The organism is Zarconia sp., assembly GCF_057467645.1.
On sequence record NZ_JBRJXU010000143.1, the window covers coordinates 1 to 19451 of the forward strand.

10 protein-coding genes are annotated in these 19451 nt (G+C 51.1%); 5 read left to right on the forward strand and 5 right to left on the reverse strand.

Annotated elements, in window-relative coordinates:
- The 3 genes from AC2215_RS21660 to AC2215_RS21670 form a co-directional block, all read right to left on the reverse strand.
- A partial coding sequence (locus tag AC2215_RS21660; RefSeq protein ID WP_486812092.1) for a substrate-binding domain-containing protein occupies window positions 1-1830 on the reverse strand: 1830 nt, incomplete at its 3' end.
- Window positions 1831-2351: 521 nt separating this feature from the next.
- Complete coding sequence (locus tag AC2215_RS21665) at window positions 2352-3401, reverse strand: N-acetyltransferase DgcN family protein (RefSeq protein ID WP_486812093.1); 1050 nt, start codon at window positions 3399-3401, stop codon at window positions 2352-2354.
- Window positions 3395-4456 (reverse strand): dipeptide epimerase, encoded by a 1062-nt coding sequence (locus AC2215_RS21670; protein WP_486812094.1) that lies wholly within the window; start codon window positions 4454-4456, stop codon window positions 3395-3397. Before AC2215_RS21670 ends, AC2215_RS21665 begins: the two co-directional genes overlap by 7 nt.
- A gap of 234 nt (window positions 4457-4690) precedes the next feature.
- Between AC2215_RS21670 and AC2215_RS21675 the strand changes: the two genes are divergently transcribed.
- From AC2215_RS21675 to AC2215_RS21685, 3 genes are all read left to right on the forward strand, one after another.
- On the forward strand, window positions 4691-5572 hold the full coding sequence (locus AC2215_RS21675) for a tetratricopeptide repeat protein (RefSeq protein ID WP_486812095.1): 882 nt from the start codon (window positions 4691-4693) through the stop codon (window positions 5570-5572).
- A gap of 139 nt (window positions 5573-5711) precedes the next feature.
- The gene (locus AC2215_RS21680; protein ID WP_486812096.1) at window positions 5712-6599 is read left to right on the forward strand and encodes an Hpt domain-containing protein; all 888 of its coding nucleotides are present in this window, start codon (window positions 5712-5714) and stop codon (window positions 6597-6599) included.
- A gap of 280 nt (window positions 6600-6879) precedes the next feature.
- Window positions 6880-8757, forward strand: a complete 1878-nt coding sequence (locus AC2215_RS21685; protein ID WP_486812097.1) for a Ycf66 family protein — start codon at window positions 6880-6882, stop codon at window positions 8755-8757.
- A gap of 463 nt (window positions 8758-9220) precedes the next feature.
- On the opposite strand, the gene AC2215_RS21690 is transcribed toward AC2215_RS21685, so the two are convergent.
- Together AC2215_RS21690 and AC2215_RS21695 are read right to left on the reverse strand one after the other, a co-directional pair.
- Complete coding sequence (locus tag AC2215_RS21690; RefSeq protein WP_486812098.1) at window positions 9221-14251, reverse strand: CHAT domain-containing protein; 5031 nt, start codon at window positions 14249-14251, stop codon at window positions 9221-9223.
- A gap of 1472 nt (window positions 14252-15723) precedes the next feature.
- Window positions 15724-16704, reverse strand: coding sequence for an undecaprenyl-diphosphate phosphatase (locus AC2215_RS21695; protein WP_486812099.1), 981 nt, complete (start codon window positions 16702-16704; stop codon window positions 15724-15726).
- 405 nt (window positions 16705-17109) lie between these two features.
- Between AC2215_RS21695 and AC2215_RS21700 the strand changes: the two genes are divergently transcribed.
- Both AC2215_RS21700 and AC2215_RS21705 read left to right on the forward strand, forming a co-directional pair.
- On the forward strand, window positions 17110-17844 hold the full coding sequence (locus AC2215_RS21700; protein WP_486812100.1) for a DUF3120 domain-containing protein: 735 nt from the start codon (window positions 17110-17112) through the stop codon (window positions 17842-17844).
- Between the two features lie 572 nt (window positions 17845-18416).
- Window positions 18417-19400, forward strand: coding sequence for an FHA domain-containing protein (locus tag AC2215_RS21705; RefSeq protein WP_486812101.1), 984 nt, complete (start codon window positions 18417-18419; stop codon window positions 19398-19400).
- The last annotated feature ends 51 nt before the right edge of the window (window positions 19401-19451 follow it).

Here is a 19451-nt window from a genome sequence, read left to right on the forward strand (position 1 = left end):
AATTCCGCCTTTGTTTTCGCTGAGTTGGCGGATGGCGAGGGTGGGGGTTTCGACTTCGATGGTTCGATCGCTAAATTTAGTTTTTCCTAAAACATAGGATTGAAAAAATTCGATCGTGCCACTATCTTTCGCTCGGGTGTAGAGTTGAATGTCTAAATCGGGACCCCCCACTTGTTGCCAATTTTCGATCGCCCCCGAATAAATTTTTTTGAGCTGTTGCAGGGTTAAATCGTCGATGGGTAACTCGGGATGAACGGCAACAGCAATGGCATCGATGGCGATCGCATCTTGTTTGAGTTGAAGGCCGCGCATAGAAGCCTGTCGCAATTCTTCTTCGTTTAAAGGTCGAGAGGATTCGGCAAAGGAAATTTGACCGTCTAATAACATTTGAATCCCGGTTCCCGAACCCGGTGGTTTATCGGGATGTGCGGTATAGCGAAGGTTAAAATCGGGAAAAATTGTTTTGATAGTGGGGTGAAGTCTCCCGCGAATCGGGGCCCAGGTGGTGCTGCCGCTGTGCAACCAAGTTCCATTCGGGATCTCGGTCACTTCAACCAAACATTTGGGTGCGAGATTTTGCTCGCTCGAATTTTGCGATCGAATCGAAGAAATACTCTGGGGACAAATACTCGATTGATTCGCTAATTGAGTGTGTGAAAGTTGCCATTTTGCCAACACGCCGACGGTCGAACTTACAATCGCTAAACCCGTTAAAATATATGCGATCCGGTTGCGACGCAGTTGATTCCATTTGAGGGGTTTAGCGGATTCTCGGGTACAGATCGCGGGCAACCACTGAGCGCCGGGAACTGCCCCTTCGCCGTCAAACGGTTCTAAGTCTTTTCGCGTTTCTCGAACGGCAGTGACTAAGGGTTTATTTTGACTAAAATGGTCGAAAAAGTGCTTTAAAAATTCAATAGCAACCCGATCGGGGACCGGTTCTCGCATGACGATGCATTGGGGAAGATTCAGCTTAGCAATCTGTTTGGCAAGTCCCAAACCATCGCACGAGTTAAAAATGGCGAGCTGCAATCCGCGATCGATAGCTCGTTTAAAGTTATCTTTAAATGATTCGATCGTCAAGCTATCTTTTGAGTTTAATTCCAACCACCCGATCGTCCCATCTTCATTGCTGCGACTATGTCCGGAAAATACGAAAATGTGATACCCGGGTTTGGTTTTCAAGGCATCTCGGAGATGTTCGCGGCTGGGATTTTCTAAAATATCGACTTTCGCCCCTTTCTTTTCTAGCTCTTTGACAATTTTTAAATCTTGTTCGGCATGAATACCATCGCTATTGCCAATAACTAATAAAATTCTGACTCTCCAAGACTTCGATATGGGAATTACTTTTTCATTTTCTTTTCCTTTGACTCGAATACAAACTTCCGATTGTGGAAAATAAGATTCAAATAAGTTCCATTCTTGCCAAGGAAAGTAGTAAAGTTTTGAATTTTGAACGCTGAGTAAAATCCGAAAACTATGATTTTTGAGTTGAAGGCGATCGGAAATCCGAATTAAATGTTCTCTGAGTTCGCTATTGGTATCTAACCATCGATTTAAATTGAATTTTGTCGATTTGCGATATTCGTACAGTTCTGAATCGGTAATGGTTGGCACGAACTCAAGTCGATTGAGGGAAGAATAGACTTCGCGAACACCTCTGAGGTCGTAGTAGCCTAGCTTCCATTGTTTTAAAGACGATTCGAGTTCCGGTGGAATCTCTGGAAGAAATGTGGTTAAAGAATCTTCATTGTCTCCGCTTTGAGTCACCGTGACGTGAAACTTTCGATCGACACTTTCTAAGATTTGAATTTTGAGAGTAATCATCTTACTTTGAGTGCTTTGTCATGAGAAGTATCAAAATTAAGCGATCGCGCCGCGATTGCCATCGAAGATCGCTTCACGATCGGTGCGTCCACTGAACTCCATCGACTGATACCGTTTCTCCATGAAGCTGCGCTAAATCGTTTCTTATCCAGTAAGCTTTTGAGCGCATTTTTTTGAGGCTGCTTCACATAGAATTGGTATGACATTACTCTCACGCTTTGTCGATCGCAACTCGCTCGCCGAGCATTTTCTGGGATAGAAATACGATCGCAGACGCGCCCACCATCTTCTGTTTGTAGGATAGCGTACCGATCGCAGAGGTCTAAAAATTTAAGTTTGAACTTATGTTTAGAGGTAAAGAGGCGGTTTCAATTCAGGTCGCATCCCGACCGATACGCTTCAAAATTTGCAATGTACTGTAGAGTTCTCGATGAGAAGTTAACGGGGCAAACACGCGAGATAAGCAATATTGAAGGGACTCGCGTTCCTCCGATTTTACAAAGAAAATATCCCATCGATCGTCAATTGGCATCACCCACGATCGCATCCAAAATTCGATCGGCCCCAAAGCGGACGACATCGGTACAGGGAAGCCCCGTTTCCGCTTCCACGGCCGCGATCGCATCTCGGGCGCGTTCTTCGTCGTAGCGGGCGGTATTGAGGGCGATCGCCGCGACTTTCGAGGGATACAGCATTCCTCCTGCTAGCGCCACGGTTTCGTAGAGTTGGATAACCGACCGTAGCGGTGGAATATCGATATGAGGTTGGCGGTAAATTGAATGTTGTCCGGCGCGATGTACCAGTACCAGATGAGTCGGTTGCGTACCGCGAATGAGGGGTAGCGTTGCCGTGGAACCGGCATGTACCAGGGAACCCTGCCCTTCCACCACCAGCAAATCGCGATCGCCCCCGGCATTCATCACCAATTCTTCCACCGCCCCAGCGGCAAAGTCCACCCGCACGGCATCGAGAGTGACTCCTTCCCCAGAAATCATCAATCCCGCTTGTCCGGTGGCCAAAAACTGCGATCGCAACCCCCGTCGCCGCGCCGCCCGATCGATTTCTAAACTGGCCGACATCTTCCCCACGGCCATATCCGTTCCCACCGTCAGTACCCGCAAACAGGAAAGCGATCGCGCCCTGGCACTGGCAATCGGCAAGTTGGGGGGTTCTTGGCGCACGTCCCAAATCCACTGACCCGGTTGGAGTAAACTTTGCAGTTTCGGGTTCGTTGCCAGTTTTCCGTGCAAGCCGTTGACCACCGAAACCCCTGCCGCCACCGCCTGTTCGATTTCGATCGTCCAAGCCTCGGGCAATCCCCCTCCCGAAGGGGCAATGCCAATGAGGAGGGCATCGGGTTTATAGGCCAGGGCTTGTTCTACCGAAGCGACGATGGGAACCTCGCGATCGATTCCGGTCACCTCCACCAGCGATCGTCCGGCGGATTCGTTATCGATGACGGCGACGATTTCCGACTCTCGGTAGCGGAGAACGGCGAGTCCGGTTTTACCGCCCCAACCGAGAATGCCTCCGTGGAGGAGAATGGCGATCCGATGTTCGGGTTTTAGCATGGCGTATTCTGCAATCCCAGTCCGGGTAACATACCGGGCATCAAGCGCCCGTTCTCTAGGGTTGCCCCGATGAAGGGGTCGTTGGCAAGGTTGAGGTGAGAGTCTAAATCCACGTAATCTGCCAGGGGAGACAGTTGGGCGGCAGCACTGTTAGCGATCGCGCTGTTGGAGTAACAGCCTAGCATGACCTGTAAGTCGCAGGCTTTGGCCATATGTATCATCCGGATGGCTTCGGTTAACCCCCCGGATTTCATCAGTTTGATATTGATGCCCCCCTTACAGAATTCGAGAGATTCGAATAGGACATAAATATCACTGGTGACGAAGCAACTTTCATCGGCAATAATCGGTACCGGGGACTGGCAACAGAGTTCGGCAAGGAGAAAGTCGTTTTCGATGGCGAGGGGTTGTTCGATGGAAGTAACGCCCAAATCCGCCAGCCAACCGCACATTCCGATCGCCTCTTCTAAATCCCAGGCACCATTGGCATCTACGCCGATGGAGGTATTTTCCGGGGCAACCTCTTTAACGGCTTTTAGCATGGCGCGATCGGCTTGAATTCCTGCAGGAGACCCCAGTTTCACTTTTAGCAAGCATCCTTCAATTTCCGGACGCTCGAACCAGCTTTTCACCCGTTCTCGGGCGGCTTTCGGGGAACTGATACCGATGGTGACGGAGGTGGGGGGAATATCAGCGCGATCGAGTCCCCAGATTTGCCACAGGGGCAGTTTAACCCGCTTCCCCAGCCAATCGTACAGGGCCATATCCACTCCTGCCCGCGCCGCTGAGGGGAGAGGGGCTAATACTCGTTCGATGGCAGTGCGTTCGAGGGGATGCAGGGGTTCGAGTTTGGGGGTAATTTGTTCTAAGGCGGTGGCAATCTCATCGGTCGTTTGGGTTTTGGTGCCAATGGAGAAGGGCGATGCTTCACCCCACCCTTCAATCCCATCGGCTTCCACTCGCACCCAGAGATTGGTGGTTTGGGCAGTGGTGCCGCGACTGATGGTGAGGGCGACGTGCTTGCGGACGACAAATCGTTGGAGGTGAAGGTGCATTTTCGGAGATGGGGTGTGGGGTGTGGGTTGTGGGGAATAAACATATGATACGGCTTCCCAATGTTCCCAACGCTCCTAACGCTCCCGAAGCCTTCCCAGCCGCAATTCCTCCTATCTAAAATCATGAATCTTTAGGGTGTCTTCGAGGGATTGACTCCACGAAATGGGCTTCGGGTGTTCTAAGATTTTATCGGACGACTAAGATCGATAAAAGTTGAATTCTAAGGCAAGCCTGTGTTAAAAAAACGTGGAAGCTGGGTCACGCGCATCTTCCTCTTGGTGGGGGCGATCGGATTTTTGAGCTTTGCAGTGGTTCCGGTGATTACCGGAGTACTCGAAACGCCGCAAGTGAGTAATTCCGGTGCGACGGTGGCTGCCCAACCCAATAGCGAAGCGAATCTGGAAAATCTCAAAGCCCAAGAAAAGGGATACGAGTTGGTCTTGCAGCGAGAACCGGAAAACGAGACGGCGATGCTGGGGTTGTTGCAAGTGCGAATGCAACTCAACGATATCCCCGGCACCGTCGAACCCCTGGAAAAACTCGCCGAACTCCATCCCAACGAGTCTCGCTACGCGGTGCTGCTGGCTCAGGTGAAGCGGCAAGCCGGAGATAATGAGGGCGCGGCACAGACTTATCGCACCCTCTTGACGGCGGAACCGGGAAATATCGATGCCCTGCAAGGTCTGGTGGATTTGCTGCTGGATGAGGAACGACCCGAAGCGGCCATCGGCTTGCTCGAAGATACCCTCAAAAGCGCTCCCCAAGCCAATCAGGTGGAATCGAATAGTATTGATGTCACTTCGGTGCGGTTGCTGTTGGGATCGGTGTATGCCAGCGAGGATCGCTACGGCGAGGCGATGACGGTTTACGATAATACGATTAATGACGACGAGAAGGATTTCCGTCCGTTACTAGCCAAGGCGATCGTTTTACAGAAACAAGGAAATCTAGAGGAAGCCAAACCCCTACTCGAAAAGGCCCTTTCTCTGGCACCGGCGGAGTCGAAAGATGCAATTCAGGCGCGTATCGAGCAGCTGGATTTGCCGAATTCCGCGATTCCAGCAGAGGGGGAAGCGATCGATACCCCTGAAGTGGACGACGCTGCTGTGGAATAATCGTACCGGCGAATGTGTGGGGAATTGATTTCAAAGTGCGCCTAACGCCATTGGCGAGAAGTTTGCTATAAGAGAGATGTCTTCTAAATTCCCCAACATCAACCCCCATTAACCGATATCAACTGCAAGGAGCGCGATCGTGGCATCTGAGGAAATCGTCCGTTTTTTTATTGAAGAAGGAAAGGAACATCTCGATACGTTAGAACGGGGACTTTTAGACCTCAAAGCAGCTGTCAAAGACTCAGAAATGGTCAACGAAATGTTTCGCGCCGCGCACTCGGTGAAAGGGGGAGCGGCAATGCTGGGGTTTAGTAGCATTCAGAAAACCGCTCATCGCCTAGAAGACTATTTCAAAATTCTCAAAGAACAACCGATTCCCGTCGACCAAAAACTCGAAAGTTTGTTTTTAAAGGGATTAGATACCCTTCGGGATTTGTTAGAACTTTTGCAGGGTCCTTTTGGACTCCAAGAAGAAGAAGCCGACCAAATAGTATCTGATTCCGATCCGGTTTTTGAAGAGTTAAAGTCTCACCTAGAGGCTTTAGCGAGTGGCGCGCCGGCCGTTTCTAAACCTGAAGGGTTACCCTCAGATTTCTCGACTCAGACAATCGAAATCCTCAAACAAATGTTGCAGGTTTTCAAGCAAAAAGAATCCTCTCAAAATCGTCAGAAGCTGGGTACTTTTTGCCAGCATTTGAGTGAAATTGGTGGAGATTCATCGGGCTGGAAAATCATGTTAGATATGGCGGATAAAGCGATTGCAAATTCGGCAAACTCATTCAAGATTTTAGCTCCATTTATCATTAGAGAAATTAAGCAATCGAGCGATCGCCTCACTGCCGATCCGAATGCGGAGATTAAGCCGAGTTACAGCTTAACGAAACTGACGGAAATTGAAGACGGGGCGTGGTCGAAACATATTATTGTCAGTGCGGAACCGAAAGCGGCGGCTCAAACGTTAATCGCCCAGTTTAATAAGAAGCAATTAATTCGCTTAGCCAAAACTCTCTACAAGGCAGCACAGTAGTGGCGAGCGATCGTGGCGTCTTCAGTCTTCAGCAATCAGGGAAAGCGAGACTGGCAATGGACCCTTCGCCATCAACTTTGTAACAGAGATTTAAACCATCGCCATGACGCACCGAGTTCGGATCGATTCCTTGCTCTGCAGGGTTTTCCACTCACCGAACGAGATCGCAACGATCCTCACCATGACTGCGAGATCGAGCCATCCCGATATGGAGTTACAATGAGCCTTTAAGGGCGACGCGCGCGGTCGTCCGTGTTCTCCTAATTGGGGTTTGGGCAGTATGCTTTCATACATTCTGGCACTCATCATCGGACTGGGCAGTATTGCTTTTTACATGGCTGCATTTTTCTTTCCCGAGGTCTATCGGAAAGGTGATTTTGTCTGGAGTGGTGTGGGGTTTTTCTACGCACTGATCTTGTGGTTCTGTGCCGGACGGTTTACGGGAGCAATATTATTGGGACAGACAGCCAGCGTGGCACTCATTGGCTGGTTGGGATGGCAAACCCTGCGGTTGCGCCGGGAAACCACCCCCCTCGACGCTCAAACTCCCATTCCCGATTCTCTTCTCGATCGAGAGACGAAAGTTGGGAAAGCCGTTAGTTTTTTGAATCTCGGTCAGAAGCCAGCGGCAACGGGAACATCGGTTTCTTCGCCTCCCGAAACGGATGGGTCGGGTCTGGTTTCGGAGACGATCGTTTCAGACACCGAGGCAAGGGATTTATCGACTGAAGAGATAACCGAACCGGTTGAGGAAACTCCGGTTGAGGAAACTCTGGTTGAGGAAACTCTGGTGGAAGAAACTCTGGTGGAAGAAACTGCGCAGACTCCGGTTGAGGAAACTCCGGTTGTTGAGGAAGTATCGACGGTCTCACCCGCCACTGAAGCCGATGCACGGGAGAGCGAAACTCTCATCGAACCTGAATTAGAAGCGATCGAACCTCCCACCGAATCGGAAACTGGAGAAGAACCCTTAGAACAGGTACAAGAAGAACCTTTAGAACCGGTGGCAGAAAAAACCGAAACTGAGGTTCGAGCAGATACCGTCGCGATCGAAGAAGAGACCCCAGAGGAGACCTCGACAGAAGAAGCCGCGATCGAAACTCCTGAATCCGAGGCGAGTGCTGAAGCTGAATCGATGTCCGCACCGCCACCACCGACTGTTTCCCCCACGCCGCGATCGCAGCCAACCCAACCAATCTCCCTCAAAAGTCGTACCTTTGGCTTCCTCGCATCAGCAATCGATCGGGTAAAAGGATTGCTCGGTCGGGAAAAAACGCCCCAGCCAATGCCAACATCGGATTTTACCAGTTCGGCAAAGAATGATGATTTTGAGGATTGGGATCGGGATGAAGTGGTTTCATCGCCAGCACCGGAGGCGGTTGCAGCAACACCAACGGAAGTTGAAACAGCACCGGACGTTACCGACTCTCCTGTAACGGAAACGCCAGAAGTAGAAGAATTTGCCTCCGAATCTACTCAGGAAGCCGAAGTCGTTTCGGAAACACCCGAAGAGGTGGAAGAAACCCCATTTCCCCCAATGCCGATTGTCGAGGAAGCCGAAGCCGCTACGGAAACCCTGGAAGTAGAAGACCCCTCATCCACACCGACTCAGGAAGCCGAAGCCGAAGCCGCTACGGAAACCCTGGAAGTAGAAGACCCCTCATCCACACCGACTCAGGAAGCCGAAGCCGAAGTCGCCACGGAAACCCTGGAAGCAGAAGACCCCTCATCCACACCGACTCAGGAAGCCGAAACGGAAACGAGCGTGCCAACACCGGAAATAGTGCTAGAAACTCCTCCTTCTCCAACACCAGCAACAGAGGAAATGGAAGCTGAAGCCGTCACGGTAGTACCCGAGGAGGACGAAACAACGCCAGAACTGCCAGCAGTCGCTGAAGTTAAAGCTGTTCTGGAGACACCGACGGCGGAGATAGTTGAAGAGGTAGAGGTTTTAGAAACCGACCCTCCCGAAGCGGAGATCGTCGAAGCCGTTGTTGAAGAAACCGCGGCCAATCCTGAAGAATCGATCGAACCCGACATTCCCCCATCCACCCCAGAAGAATCAACGGAAGCATCCCAACTACCCGATGACGCTTCAAATACTCCTTCAGGTTTCGGAAAACTGAAGGTCAAAAAAAATCGGCGCAAGAAGCGATAGTCGCCAACGATCGCCAAGGGACTTGCAAAGAAATAAAGTACCCGCGTCATCAAAGATACACCGGTAGGGGGAATGCGGCCGTTGACCCCTACGGGGGTTACACGCTAAACCCGCACATCCCCAATGACTGCGGGTCAAATCTTCTGGTTCAGAAGATTTCAGTATGGTGGAGTACTTAACGTGAGGCGCGGGTTAAGCCACAGGCGGTAATGCCCACTCTGGGTGAGATTTGAGAATCACTCGAGACGAACTCGGCGAACATGTCACAACTGAGTTCACCACAGGTAGTGAATATCCTCTTCGGGTGAGTGGGGCACTCATTTCCCATTCCCCCCGACCCCTTTCCCCACCTTAACCGGATACAACAATCCCGAACAGACGTGACTTATCTCGAACGAGGTCGAAAACTGGGGAAAATCGATCGTCATGAGCTGTCAACTCCACACCCAAAACCCCCAGATCCTTACCAAGGACTGCCCACCATTGTAAATCCCGACCAATAGTAGGGGTGCGATAAATCGTGAGTTTCCAAATCCATTTGGGCTAACTCGGATGGTAAGGGCAAGCTGCCTTCGGCCCAGATGAGTTGACCGTTCTTTAAGTGAATCTCACCTCTGAGCATCGCAATTTGTGCTTGTCGCAAAGCCTCAGATTTGATAGTGACTTCGTCTTGCTGAAGCTGCCGGTAAAATTCGCTCATCAACCCTAAAGTTCCTTCATCGCTGACGTACCACAAACTCGCGAGAACGGATTTGACCCCCGCTTGAACGGCCAGACCGGCAAAACCGAGTTCCGTATCGGGATCGCCGACAGCGGTTTGACAGGCACTGAGTACCAACAGTTCCACCGGTGGCTCGTTCCAACCGAGATGGCGCAATTGATTGAGTTGCAACGGACCGTCCCAAAGTTGAATGTAAGAATCTTGGGGGGTTCCGCTTTGGAACTTGGCGTGGGTTGCCAGGTGAACGATGCCAAAGGGATGGGCATCCCGTTGAGCTTTGAGGTTATCGAAGGTGAAGGCTTCGTTGAGGAACGATTTACCCTCCCACAGTCCGTTGATGGATTGTCCGGGAACCAGCGTTGAATTGCGGACGATCGCCGATAGCTCGACGGGAACGGCCGGTAGGGGTTTGCCGTTATCGAATTCACTGGCTCCCATCGCCAACACGTCTGCATCCCTGAGGGGCTGATAGCTCGTATCTGTCAGGTTGATGCTCGGAATCAAGCCAATGCTGTATTTCTCAATCAGAAACTGTTCTCCATCGTGCAACGCGGCGATGGGCATCGAGCGCAAGCCAGCATCCATCGATAACACCAGGGTATCGGCTCCAAGTTTTTCTAAATCGTCTTCTAAAGGGGCAACGATCCACTCATAGAGCTTCTGGGCAGCAGCCAGGTACTCCTGGGAATCGCGCTGGCGGGGATTGGTCAGACTAATGCGGAAGTCTCGCACCACGGGAATGAGATTTTCGCGGGCGGCTTGGGGAACGCTGCGGTAAATTGGCTTTCCAGATGCCGTGACGGCAATGAGATCGAGCTGCTCGGGGCGGGAGAGGACGTAGACGAGGACGGAAGTCTGTCCCGTTTTGGCTTCGATTTCTCGCAGGCGATCTTGCAGCTGAAATATCGAATCAAATGTGTTCGGCATCTCCCGTCCGGTCCGATCGCCCCAGCGGTAAGCGTACATTCCTTCGATTCCTCCGATCGCCCCACTTAAATTGCCAGCGTCGAGTTGATTTTCGACTTGAACTCGATTCGTGGGGATGGTCGGTACTGCTAATTCAGGAGTCTGGGCGATCGCGACATCTGAAATCGGTTCTTTGTGAGTTTCTGAGGTGTCCTCTGCTTCCCCTGAAGGTGCTGCGGCCACAAGGTCAGTTGGGGTGGAAGTCCCCGAATTTTCTATCTCTGTTTCCGGAGCTGCGGCAACGGAATCGGAGCTAGCATTCCCCGAATCTTCCACCTCTGTTTCCTCTGTTTCTACTTCTGTCGTTGCCACAACGGAATCGGAGCTAGAATTCCCCGAATCTTCTAGCTCGGCTTCGACGGTTGGGGTCTCCTCGATCGTTTCTGGTTCTGTTGGCGCTGTATTGATACCGTTTTCTGCGGTTGTGGATGTGTCCGAACTCCCCGTATTCTCCCCTGAAGTTGGAGAATCGGTTTCCGAGGCAGAGAGGTCGCTCTGGGAAGTTCTAATCTCGACACCCGATTGGGTCTGGGTCAGGGAGGCATCCGTTACAGAGGTATCTGTTTCTATATTGGAGGCAGTGGTATCGCTACCCGCTTTGAGATCGGTGGAGAGCGAAGATTCGGTTCGATCGTCTTCGAGTTCGTTCTCTTGGGGACTAGGTTCGGGTTCTGGGGTCGGCTCCGGTTCTGGGGTCGGCTCCGGTTCTGGGATCGGCTCCGGTTCCGGTTCGGGCTCGGGCTCTGGTTCGGGTTCCTCCAGACTAGGAGTCGGATCGGGCTCGGTCTCTGGATCGGGTTCGGGCTCCGGTTCTGGGGTCGGCTCCGGTTCTGGGGTCGGTTCCGGTTCGGGTTCCTCTACACCGCGAGTCGGATCGGGCTCGGTCTCTGGATCGGTCTCTGGATCGGATTTCGGCTCCGGTTTCGGCTCCGGTTCGGGCTCGGGCTCCGGTTCGGGCTCGGGCTCCGGTTCCGGTTCGGGCTCGGGCTCCGGTTCCGGATCGGGCTCGGGCTCCGGTTCCGGTTCGGGCTCCGGTTCCGGTTCCGGTTCCGGTGCGGGAATGGGTTCGCCCCCCACAATCACAGTAATTCCACCTTCGCCGATCGATGTGGTGACCTCCGCGATCGTATTGGTGCCATCTGTAATGGCACCCGCGATCTCTAGGTCTTCCTCAACCTCAATATCGATCTCCCCAGGACTTTCCCCTGCAGAAGAGATACTGACGTACTCTCCATTCATCGCCCGAAACGTACTGGTTGTCTCAAAAGAGCCTCGGGTGAGGATATCGATCGCTCCCCCCTGAGTACCACCTTCGCTGCGGAGGGTGCTCAGCAAGATATTTCCGGTTGCGTCGATGGTAATCTCTCCACCGGTTCGGGTACTGCTGGAGGTATCAATGCCGATGCCGAGGATGTTACCTCCCGCTCTCAAGCGCGTATTGCCTCCATTGCCCGATTCACCGGCAGTTGCACTGGCGCTGGAGTCGAGATCGCCCACGAGGGTCAAATGGCTACCGGAATTGAGATCGATCGCACCGCCATCTCCATCAGAATTGAATCCTCCCTCAGAGCGGCTATCGATGCTCTCTAAAATACCGCCCAAGATCGAGATCGCTCCTTGAGGCGCACTGACTGAGACACTTCCCCCATCGCTGCCTTGTCCGTTCTCGCTTAAAGAATAGGCTTGGATGGCTCCGGTCAAAATATTGCCTTCGAGAGTTGAAAGGTCGATCGAACCACCATTCCCGGCACGATCGCTTCCTTCTTGATGAGAATAGCTGCTGAGGATTCCCACCTCGATACCATCGGTGGCACTCAGGTGAATTTCCCCGCCATCACTTAAGATCGAGCTATTGAACGATCGCCCTCGAACGCTACTATCGAGGAAGCCGCGAGTGTCAGACGGTCCGATTTCGATTCGTCCGTTCGTCGCACTCAGGATGATATCGCCTCCAGGACTCGAATCGATGCCAGAGGTATTGATACTCCCAGCGATGATGTTGGCTCCCGAAATCGAGAAATTACGTCCTCGGGCAGTAATCGAAAGGGTTTCATCCATCGAGAAATCGCCCATGCCATCGCGATCGGAATCGGCGACAAAGGAAATGTCACCCCCTTTAGGCGCAAACTCTAAGGAAACCCCCGGAGCGATAGTGATATCATTGGTGGCTTCTAGAACGACATTACCTTCTTGCTCTTCGAGTGTTTGAGCGTCAAGGGTAATTTCCTCATCGGAAAAGTCATCTTCGAGGATATCGGGTACGGTCTCGTCAGACATTTCCGAATCCTCGGGTTCCTCGGGAGTTGTTGGGTCTTCGGAATCTTCGGGAGTTGTTGGGTCTTCGGGTTCCTCGGGAGTTGTTGGGTCTTCGGGTTCCTCGGGAGTTGTCGGGTCTTCGGAATCGTCGGGAGTTGTTGAGTCTCCGGGTTCCTCGGCATTGGGAATCTCATCGACAATGGTGATATTCGTCGGATCGAGCAGGAGAGTTCCCGAGTCTCCCAAATTGGCCCCCACATCCACCGTTCCCTCAAAAAATAGCGTTTGTCGACCTGAGACTTCTACAAAACCACCGTCGCCGCCATTGGCTCCCCCTCGAGCGCTAATCTCGCCGTAAAATCCCGTCACTTCATCAGCCCAGAGATTAATTTGCCCCCCATCTCCAAAGTCGATAGCATCGGCCAGCAAAATGGAGTAGGTATCGACGAGGGTGCGCGAGGCCCTAGGAAGACTGCCGCGACCGTAGAAATCCCCTCCAATGGCGATTCGACCGCCACCGCCGACGGCGGAAGCATCTAGGGTCGCCCCCAAGACCCCGATGCGATCGCCGAAGAGTTGCACTGAGGGAGACAATGAGGTCTCAACGGTGGGAGCGTCGATGGAAACATCCAGGGTTCCCGAGACGATCGCATCCCCGGTCTGAGGATCGATGGGAATTCCCGAACCGTTCAAACGAATCGTTCCGTCAGCAGCGATTTCAATTTGGCTCGCGTTAGACTCATATACGCCTCCTGTGAGGAGTTCGGGCAATTGTAAGGGGTTAAATGATAAAACCGTGGATTGAGAAGCTGAAGGCACCTCCAAACTCAACAGGCTTCCTTCGGCACTGAGGCGAACTAAATTGTTCCTGGGAATCGCTGCCACGCTGATGGTTCCCCCCGTCGCTTGCAAGGTTCCCGTATTGACAACTGTACCCCCGAGCAATCTCAAGTGGCGACCGGTCGCCACTTCTAGATTTCCTTCGTTGACGATCGCTCCCGGAGCGAAGGGCGAACCGTTGGAGATCGTGGCAGCAAAGGCAAACCCACTCGGAGCACCCACCAAACTTCCCCAATCGTTGGCACCGATGGCATCGAACCAGCCACCGTTCTCGAATTCGATTCCCGTTGCAGTGGTTGCGGTAAAGTCCCCCGAGACGTTGAGGGTCGCGTTGGGTCCGAAAACCAATCCCGCTGGGTTGATTAAAAATAGATTGGCATCGCTGCCGCTGACTTGAATTAAACCATCAATTGTGGATGGGTCGCCTCCGGTAATGCGACCTAAAATATTCTGAATGTCTGGAGTTGATAAAAAGTTGGCACTTTGTCCAGAATCGAGTCCGAAGCGATCGAAGCTATGAAATAAATTCGCACCATCGTCAGAAAGCTGCCCTCCATCAATATCGAAGCGATCTCCGGTGGGAACCACCATCGTCCCGGTTCCATCTGTATTGGGTACGATCGGTTGTCCTTGAGCGGGTGAGAGGGTAACTAACCCAGCCAAGGGGAGGAGGCTCGAACCCAATTTGAGGGGTTTGATAAAAAAATGCATGGGTAGCCTGCTTCTGATGATTTAACAATTAACGATAAGTAATCGTGAGGAATTTAGTTTCTTGCCGATCTTGACCCTATTCCCAACTCAGCTGGCATGATTCTCGCCCGACCGATGAGCCCAATGTCGCCATCGGGAGAACCTCGACGACTGAGAACGATACCAATTAACGACACACATCTCTTGCTACTGTTTCCGAAGTCTTGATTTTACGGCCATCAAGTGCTCAAATGTTGGACGTTCTAGTCAATGGGGCGGCAAAATCAAGTGCTTTATCCTGATGTAAGGCCAAAGCGATACTATAGAGCGATTTCCCACAAAGTGACAACTTATACAGAGTTACAATTTATACAGAGTTCGGATACAAACAAAACACAAAGATGACCTCTCGAGCTTATATCATATCAGGAACTTGGTTTTCTGATTTATAATGGCGAAAATTCGATGTCACCCCTCGATCGCCAACTTGCGAAGGTAAGTATCTCTACCGTCAATAAATCCACAGAGTCTTCACAGATAAATTTTATTGAAGACTTAGGAAGTCGGTCAAAATAATATCGGTAATCGTAGATGAACTCATTCACGTTCAGTCAAAGTGAGCTACCTTGTCGATATGACTTTTCCTAGACGATTAGCTCTTCTGGCTTAACCCAAAGATTACCGCATTTATTTATCGGAAAAACTAGATTTTTTTCAAAGTCCCAAGCCTTTGTGAATCTGTCATATTTTTCATAATAGTATGGATAAACGATCGTTCCAATAGAGAGCGATCGATCTACGATTGTTTATCCTCGTTTTATGGATTGAAGTTTAGACAAAGTGAAGAGATAGAGCCGTCAAATTCTTATCTTGACTAGATTCTAGATTTTCCAGAAGGACTTGGGAATGAAAAAACCGAAACGCTTATCTCATCAGGGTTTTAGCCTTCGAACTCGAAGTGTGATTGAAACTCTAGTCCTGTACGGAATCCATCAGTACTTCATGCAACACGGCAGAAATAACGACTGAGTTCTCAACGGGTGAACGCTGTAGACCGTAAGCATATTTAATTTTTAATTTTTCGTGCATCGCGAGCCATATCGGTTTGAGTCCCGTTCAACTTTTCAAGACGCATTTTTAATGACCCGTCGCGGCACTAGCTGACTCGGCTTGCTAAAAGCTCTGAAACGTCAGACTGTGTTTGTGACTTTACTCGGTAAAAATGTATGCCTCGCGGCACGACCGATTGACTCGCATTGGGAGACTCAGACGTCTCCCAAATTCCAAGCAAGTTGTCCATCGCAATCGATCGTGTTGACAGATAATTCCCCGCCGATAGCCTTCGGTATGGCGACTCCAGAGTGGTGAGACTTTGGGAGACTCCCAAAGCGAGGGATGGAGACCAAAGTGGAGGTGAACTGGAGGAACCCGCGTGTCGAAGATCGGACGATCCTCACAGTCTTGGTATCTGCAATATATCCTGCGATCGTAACTTAGCTATTTTGCAAAACGCCCGATGCGATCGTCCCTAAAATCACCACTCCAAAGACAACTCGATACCAGACAAAAATCCAAGTACTTTGCGTTTGCAAAAACTTAATCAACCAGGAGATCGCCACATAGGAAAATACGGCTGCCGAAATGAGTCCGGCGAACAACGGCAACCAAGCCACATCGCCCCCTTCGCCCAACGCACCTTTTAATTCCACCAACCCCGCTAGGGTAATTGCGGGAATACCGAGCAAAAACGAAAATCGAGCGGCAGTTGCCCGTTCCAAACCCATAAATAATCCGGCTGTAATCGTCGAACCGGAACGAGAAACTCCCGGAATCAGGGCCAGGGCTTGGGCACAACCCATTAAAATACCATCGGACATTCTCAGGCTTGAGAAGTCCCGCTTGTGCAAACACATTTTTTCGGCGACACCGAGCAAAATTCCCATCACGATCGAAACGATGGCAATAACGAAAAGCGTGCGGACTTGAGTTTCGTAAAATTCAGCGAAAACTAATTTAATTAACAACCCAAAAAAGACGATCGGGATCGTTCCGAGTCCGATGCCCAAAGCAATTCGGAAATCTTGCGATTGATAGTCGGATGTCGAGATCGCCCGTACGGCCCCGGTGGTGACTTGGACTAAATCGTCCCAAAAGTACCACAATACGGCAGCAATACTTCCAAGTTGGATGACGGCGGTAAATGCCACCCCCGGATCGCCCCACTGCAACACTTCGGGCACAACTTTTAAATGGGCCGTACTACTGATGGGTAAGAATTCAGTTAACCCCTGTACCATGCCCAAAATAATGGCTTGAAACACGTTAGGCGTCCAGGCGATCGCATCGCGGGTCGCATCTGCTGTTACTGCCGTCGTAGAGGTCTGAGCGATCGCTGTATCCAAAGTGACGGTCAAGGCCGCACTGGCACCACCCAGGACGCAAAAAGGTAAGAGCTTGCGCAACGATAAAGTCATGTCGAGTTCTGATGTTGGATGTTTGGTCTTTTCGAGAATTCGATTTGAAATTCAATTTGGCTTCACGTACAAGGTCGACCTTCATTTTTAGCCTTTGAATCTCCGGAAAACTGACAGGAAATTCACCACAAGATCGAGATATTTCAAAACGTTGACGAGTTCGACCGCTCGATCTTTGGGTGCGCTCGAGCATCTAGAATGCACCTTAAATCCTCATAAAGTATAGAAAACGTTACAATTAGACATCTCGGACTGTAAAAAGCCTGAGGGAGATGGGAAAGAAATTCCACAGACACGATCTCGATCGCTGTTGACTCCCTGCCAGCTGAGGCTGAGGGGGGTCGATCGCCTCTAGGGTAGATGTGATAATCTTTATGAAGATAATTTGCAAATATTAACAATCCGTTGTTTTACTTTCCTTTTACAAACTCTACGTCTTACTCCGTTGAGATCGCTCCAGATTCCTCAGTCTTCTCCTGGCGGGGAATCGAGCTCAAGAAATCCGGACTGATTTTTGCGGCTGCCGTATTTTTGGTGGCCGTCCCCGTCTTTATTGAAGCACCTTTGGTACGTAACCTGCCGGGGGTGAGTTTAGTACTGACCTTGGGTTGGGTGGGTTTGAGTCGGGTGTTGCTGTCGCGTCCGGGCACCCAGTTGTGGGGGGACCTATTACTCGGCTTTACCGGCAGTTGGTTAGCCGGTTCCCTGTACTGGGGATGGTTGCGATGGGAACCGTTATGGCATTTGCCGGTGGAAGCCATCGTCCTTCCTTTTTCCCTGTGGTGCCTCTATCGCCGTCAATTGACCATCGGCAGCTGGTTTGCCATCGGCTCTTTCTTCGGTACGGCCGTCACGGACTTCTATTTCTACCTTGTCGATTTGATGCCTCGGTGGCGAGAATTGATGCAGGTCGAACCCGAACTCGTGGTGCCGATTTTTCAGCGCGCGATCGCGCAAGTTCATACACCGTGGGGTGCCTTGTGGGCGGCAGTTTTCGCACTCGTATTACTGCTTGGGGGTTTACTGCCCTTACGCGGCTCTAACCCTCCCCTACATTATTGGGCATTTTCTGGGGCGGTCTTGAGTACAATTTTGGTGGATGCACTCTTTTGGTTAGCCGCGCTCTCAGCTGTCAGGTAAATTGTCCACTGGTGTTTGTCAATCGATGGTAAGCTTTCGTCTTAGATGAGGAGGTTAAATCTAGAGATAACGGTGTTGGTATTTGTCCGAAAAAATAACTCTCATACAAGGGTTTAAAAAAAGAGTTTTTAACCTTAGGGATCTGCGGGAAAATAATATACCAATCGTAGGGGGAATGCGGCCGTTAACCCCTACAGCAAGTCGTTGGCAAGCTGGTATCTTATTTTTTGGCAAGTCCCCTAACTCAATCGTCAACTTCTAGTATCGACCGACAACCGAGGTCGATCGATATGGGTCCGTAAAACCACTGAGTTCGCGAGTTTCACTCGGTCAGTTTCGCATTCGGTCTAACGGGAGGTCAATTCACGCCGAATCTCCCCATCGAATCTGTCAAGATCGAATCGGTGGGTTGCAAACGCGGAAAATTGTATCCGCACGATCGCCATCCCTCGAGTGTCGCTATGACACCGATAAAACTGACGGCTTCGAGTTGGCAGTCCCGGTCAACAGAAGGCAAAATTGAAAAGGGTGCAACTCGACAATATATGTTGGTCTGAATCGACGAAGAGCCTGTGATAACGATCGAATCTTCTCCCCACCTGGTACTGCGCACGGACTCGGGCGACCGCTATCTGTCCTTAGAAGGCTATAAATGCTGGACGATCGGTCGTAATGACGATAACAACTTTGTCGTCCGAGATCGGTGGATTTCTCGCAATCATTCGATGCTTCAATGCACTGATGGTGGCGATTTTTACCTGATCGATTTGGGCAGTCGTAATGGAACCTTTGTCAACGGACGGCGCGTGAGTATTCCCGTCACCCTCAAAAATGGCGATCGCCTCACCCTCGGTCAAACCCAACTCGATTTTTACTGTCCGGTACGCTCCGTACAAGAAGACTCTGAAGAATTCGATGGCGACGACTCGGCCACCGCAACGGCTCTTTTATCCGTTCGCCGCTTGATTTCCGTGATGGTCATCGATATTCGCGATTTTACCGTCCTCACCCGGCAACTCGACGAAGCTATTCTCTCAGAACTCATCGGCACTTGGTTCCGCCAGTCGGGAGAGATTATCCGAGTCGCTGGCAGTTGGGTTGATAAGTACATCGGCGATGCGATTATGGCCGTCTGGTTTCACCCCCAAGATCGGGTCACCTCAAAAGAAGGTCTGCAAATCTGTAAAGCCCTGACCGACTTGCAGAAGATGACCCAGAAATTAAGCGATCGCTACCCCCTACCCTTTTCCTTGCGCATTGGGGCCGGGGTGAATACGGGATATGCCATGGTGGGCAACACCGGTAGCGGCGATCGCCCGGACTATACTGCATTGGGCGATACCGTAAATGCTGCATTTCGCCTGGAGTCTTGCACCAAGCAATTGGGTAAAGAGGTTGCCCTGGGTCAAACGACTTACGAATACCTCGAAGCCGCCAAGCTCGATTTGAGTACCCTCGAAGCCCACGAGGTACACCTCAAAGGCTACGATCGCCCCATGCCAACCTACGCCGGAAACTTCGCCGATATTGAGGCGTTCTTACCACGGGAGCCTTGAAGAGATTGGCAGCTGGATTTCTACTATCGCTCTGCGGGTTCCTCATCAATT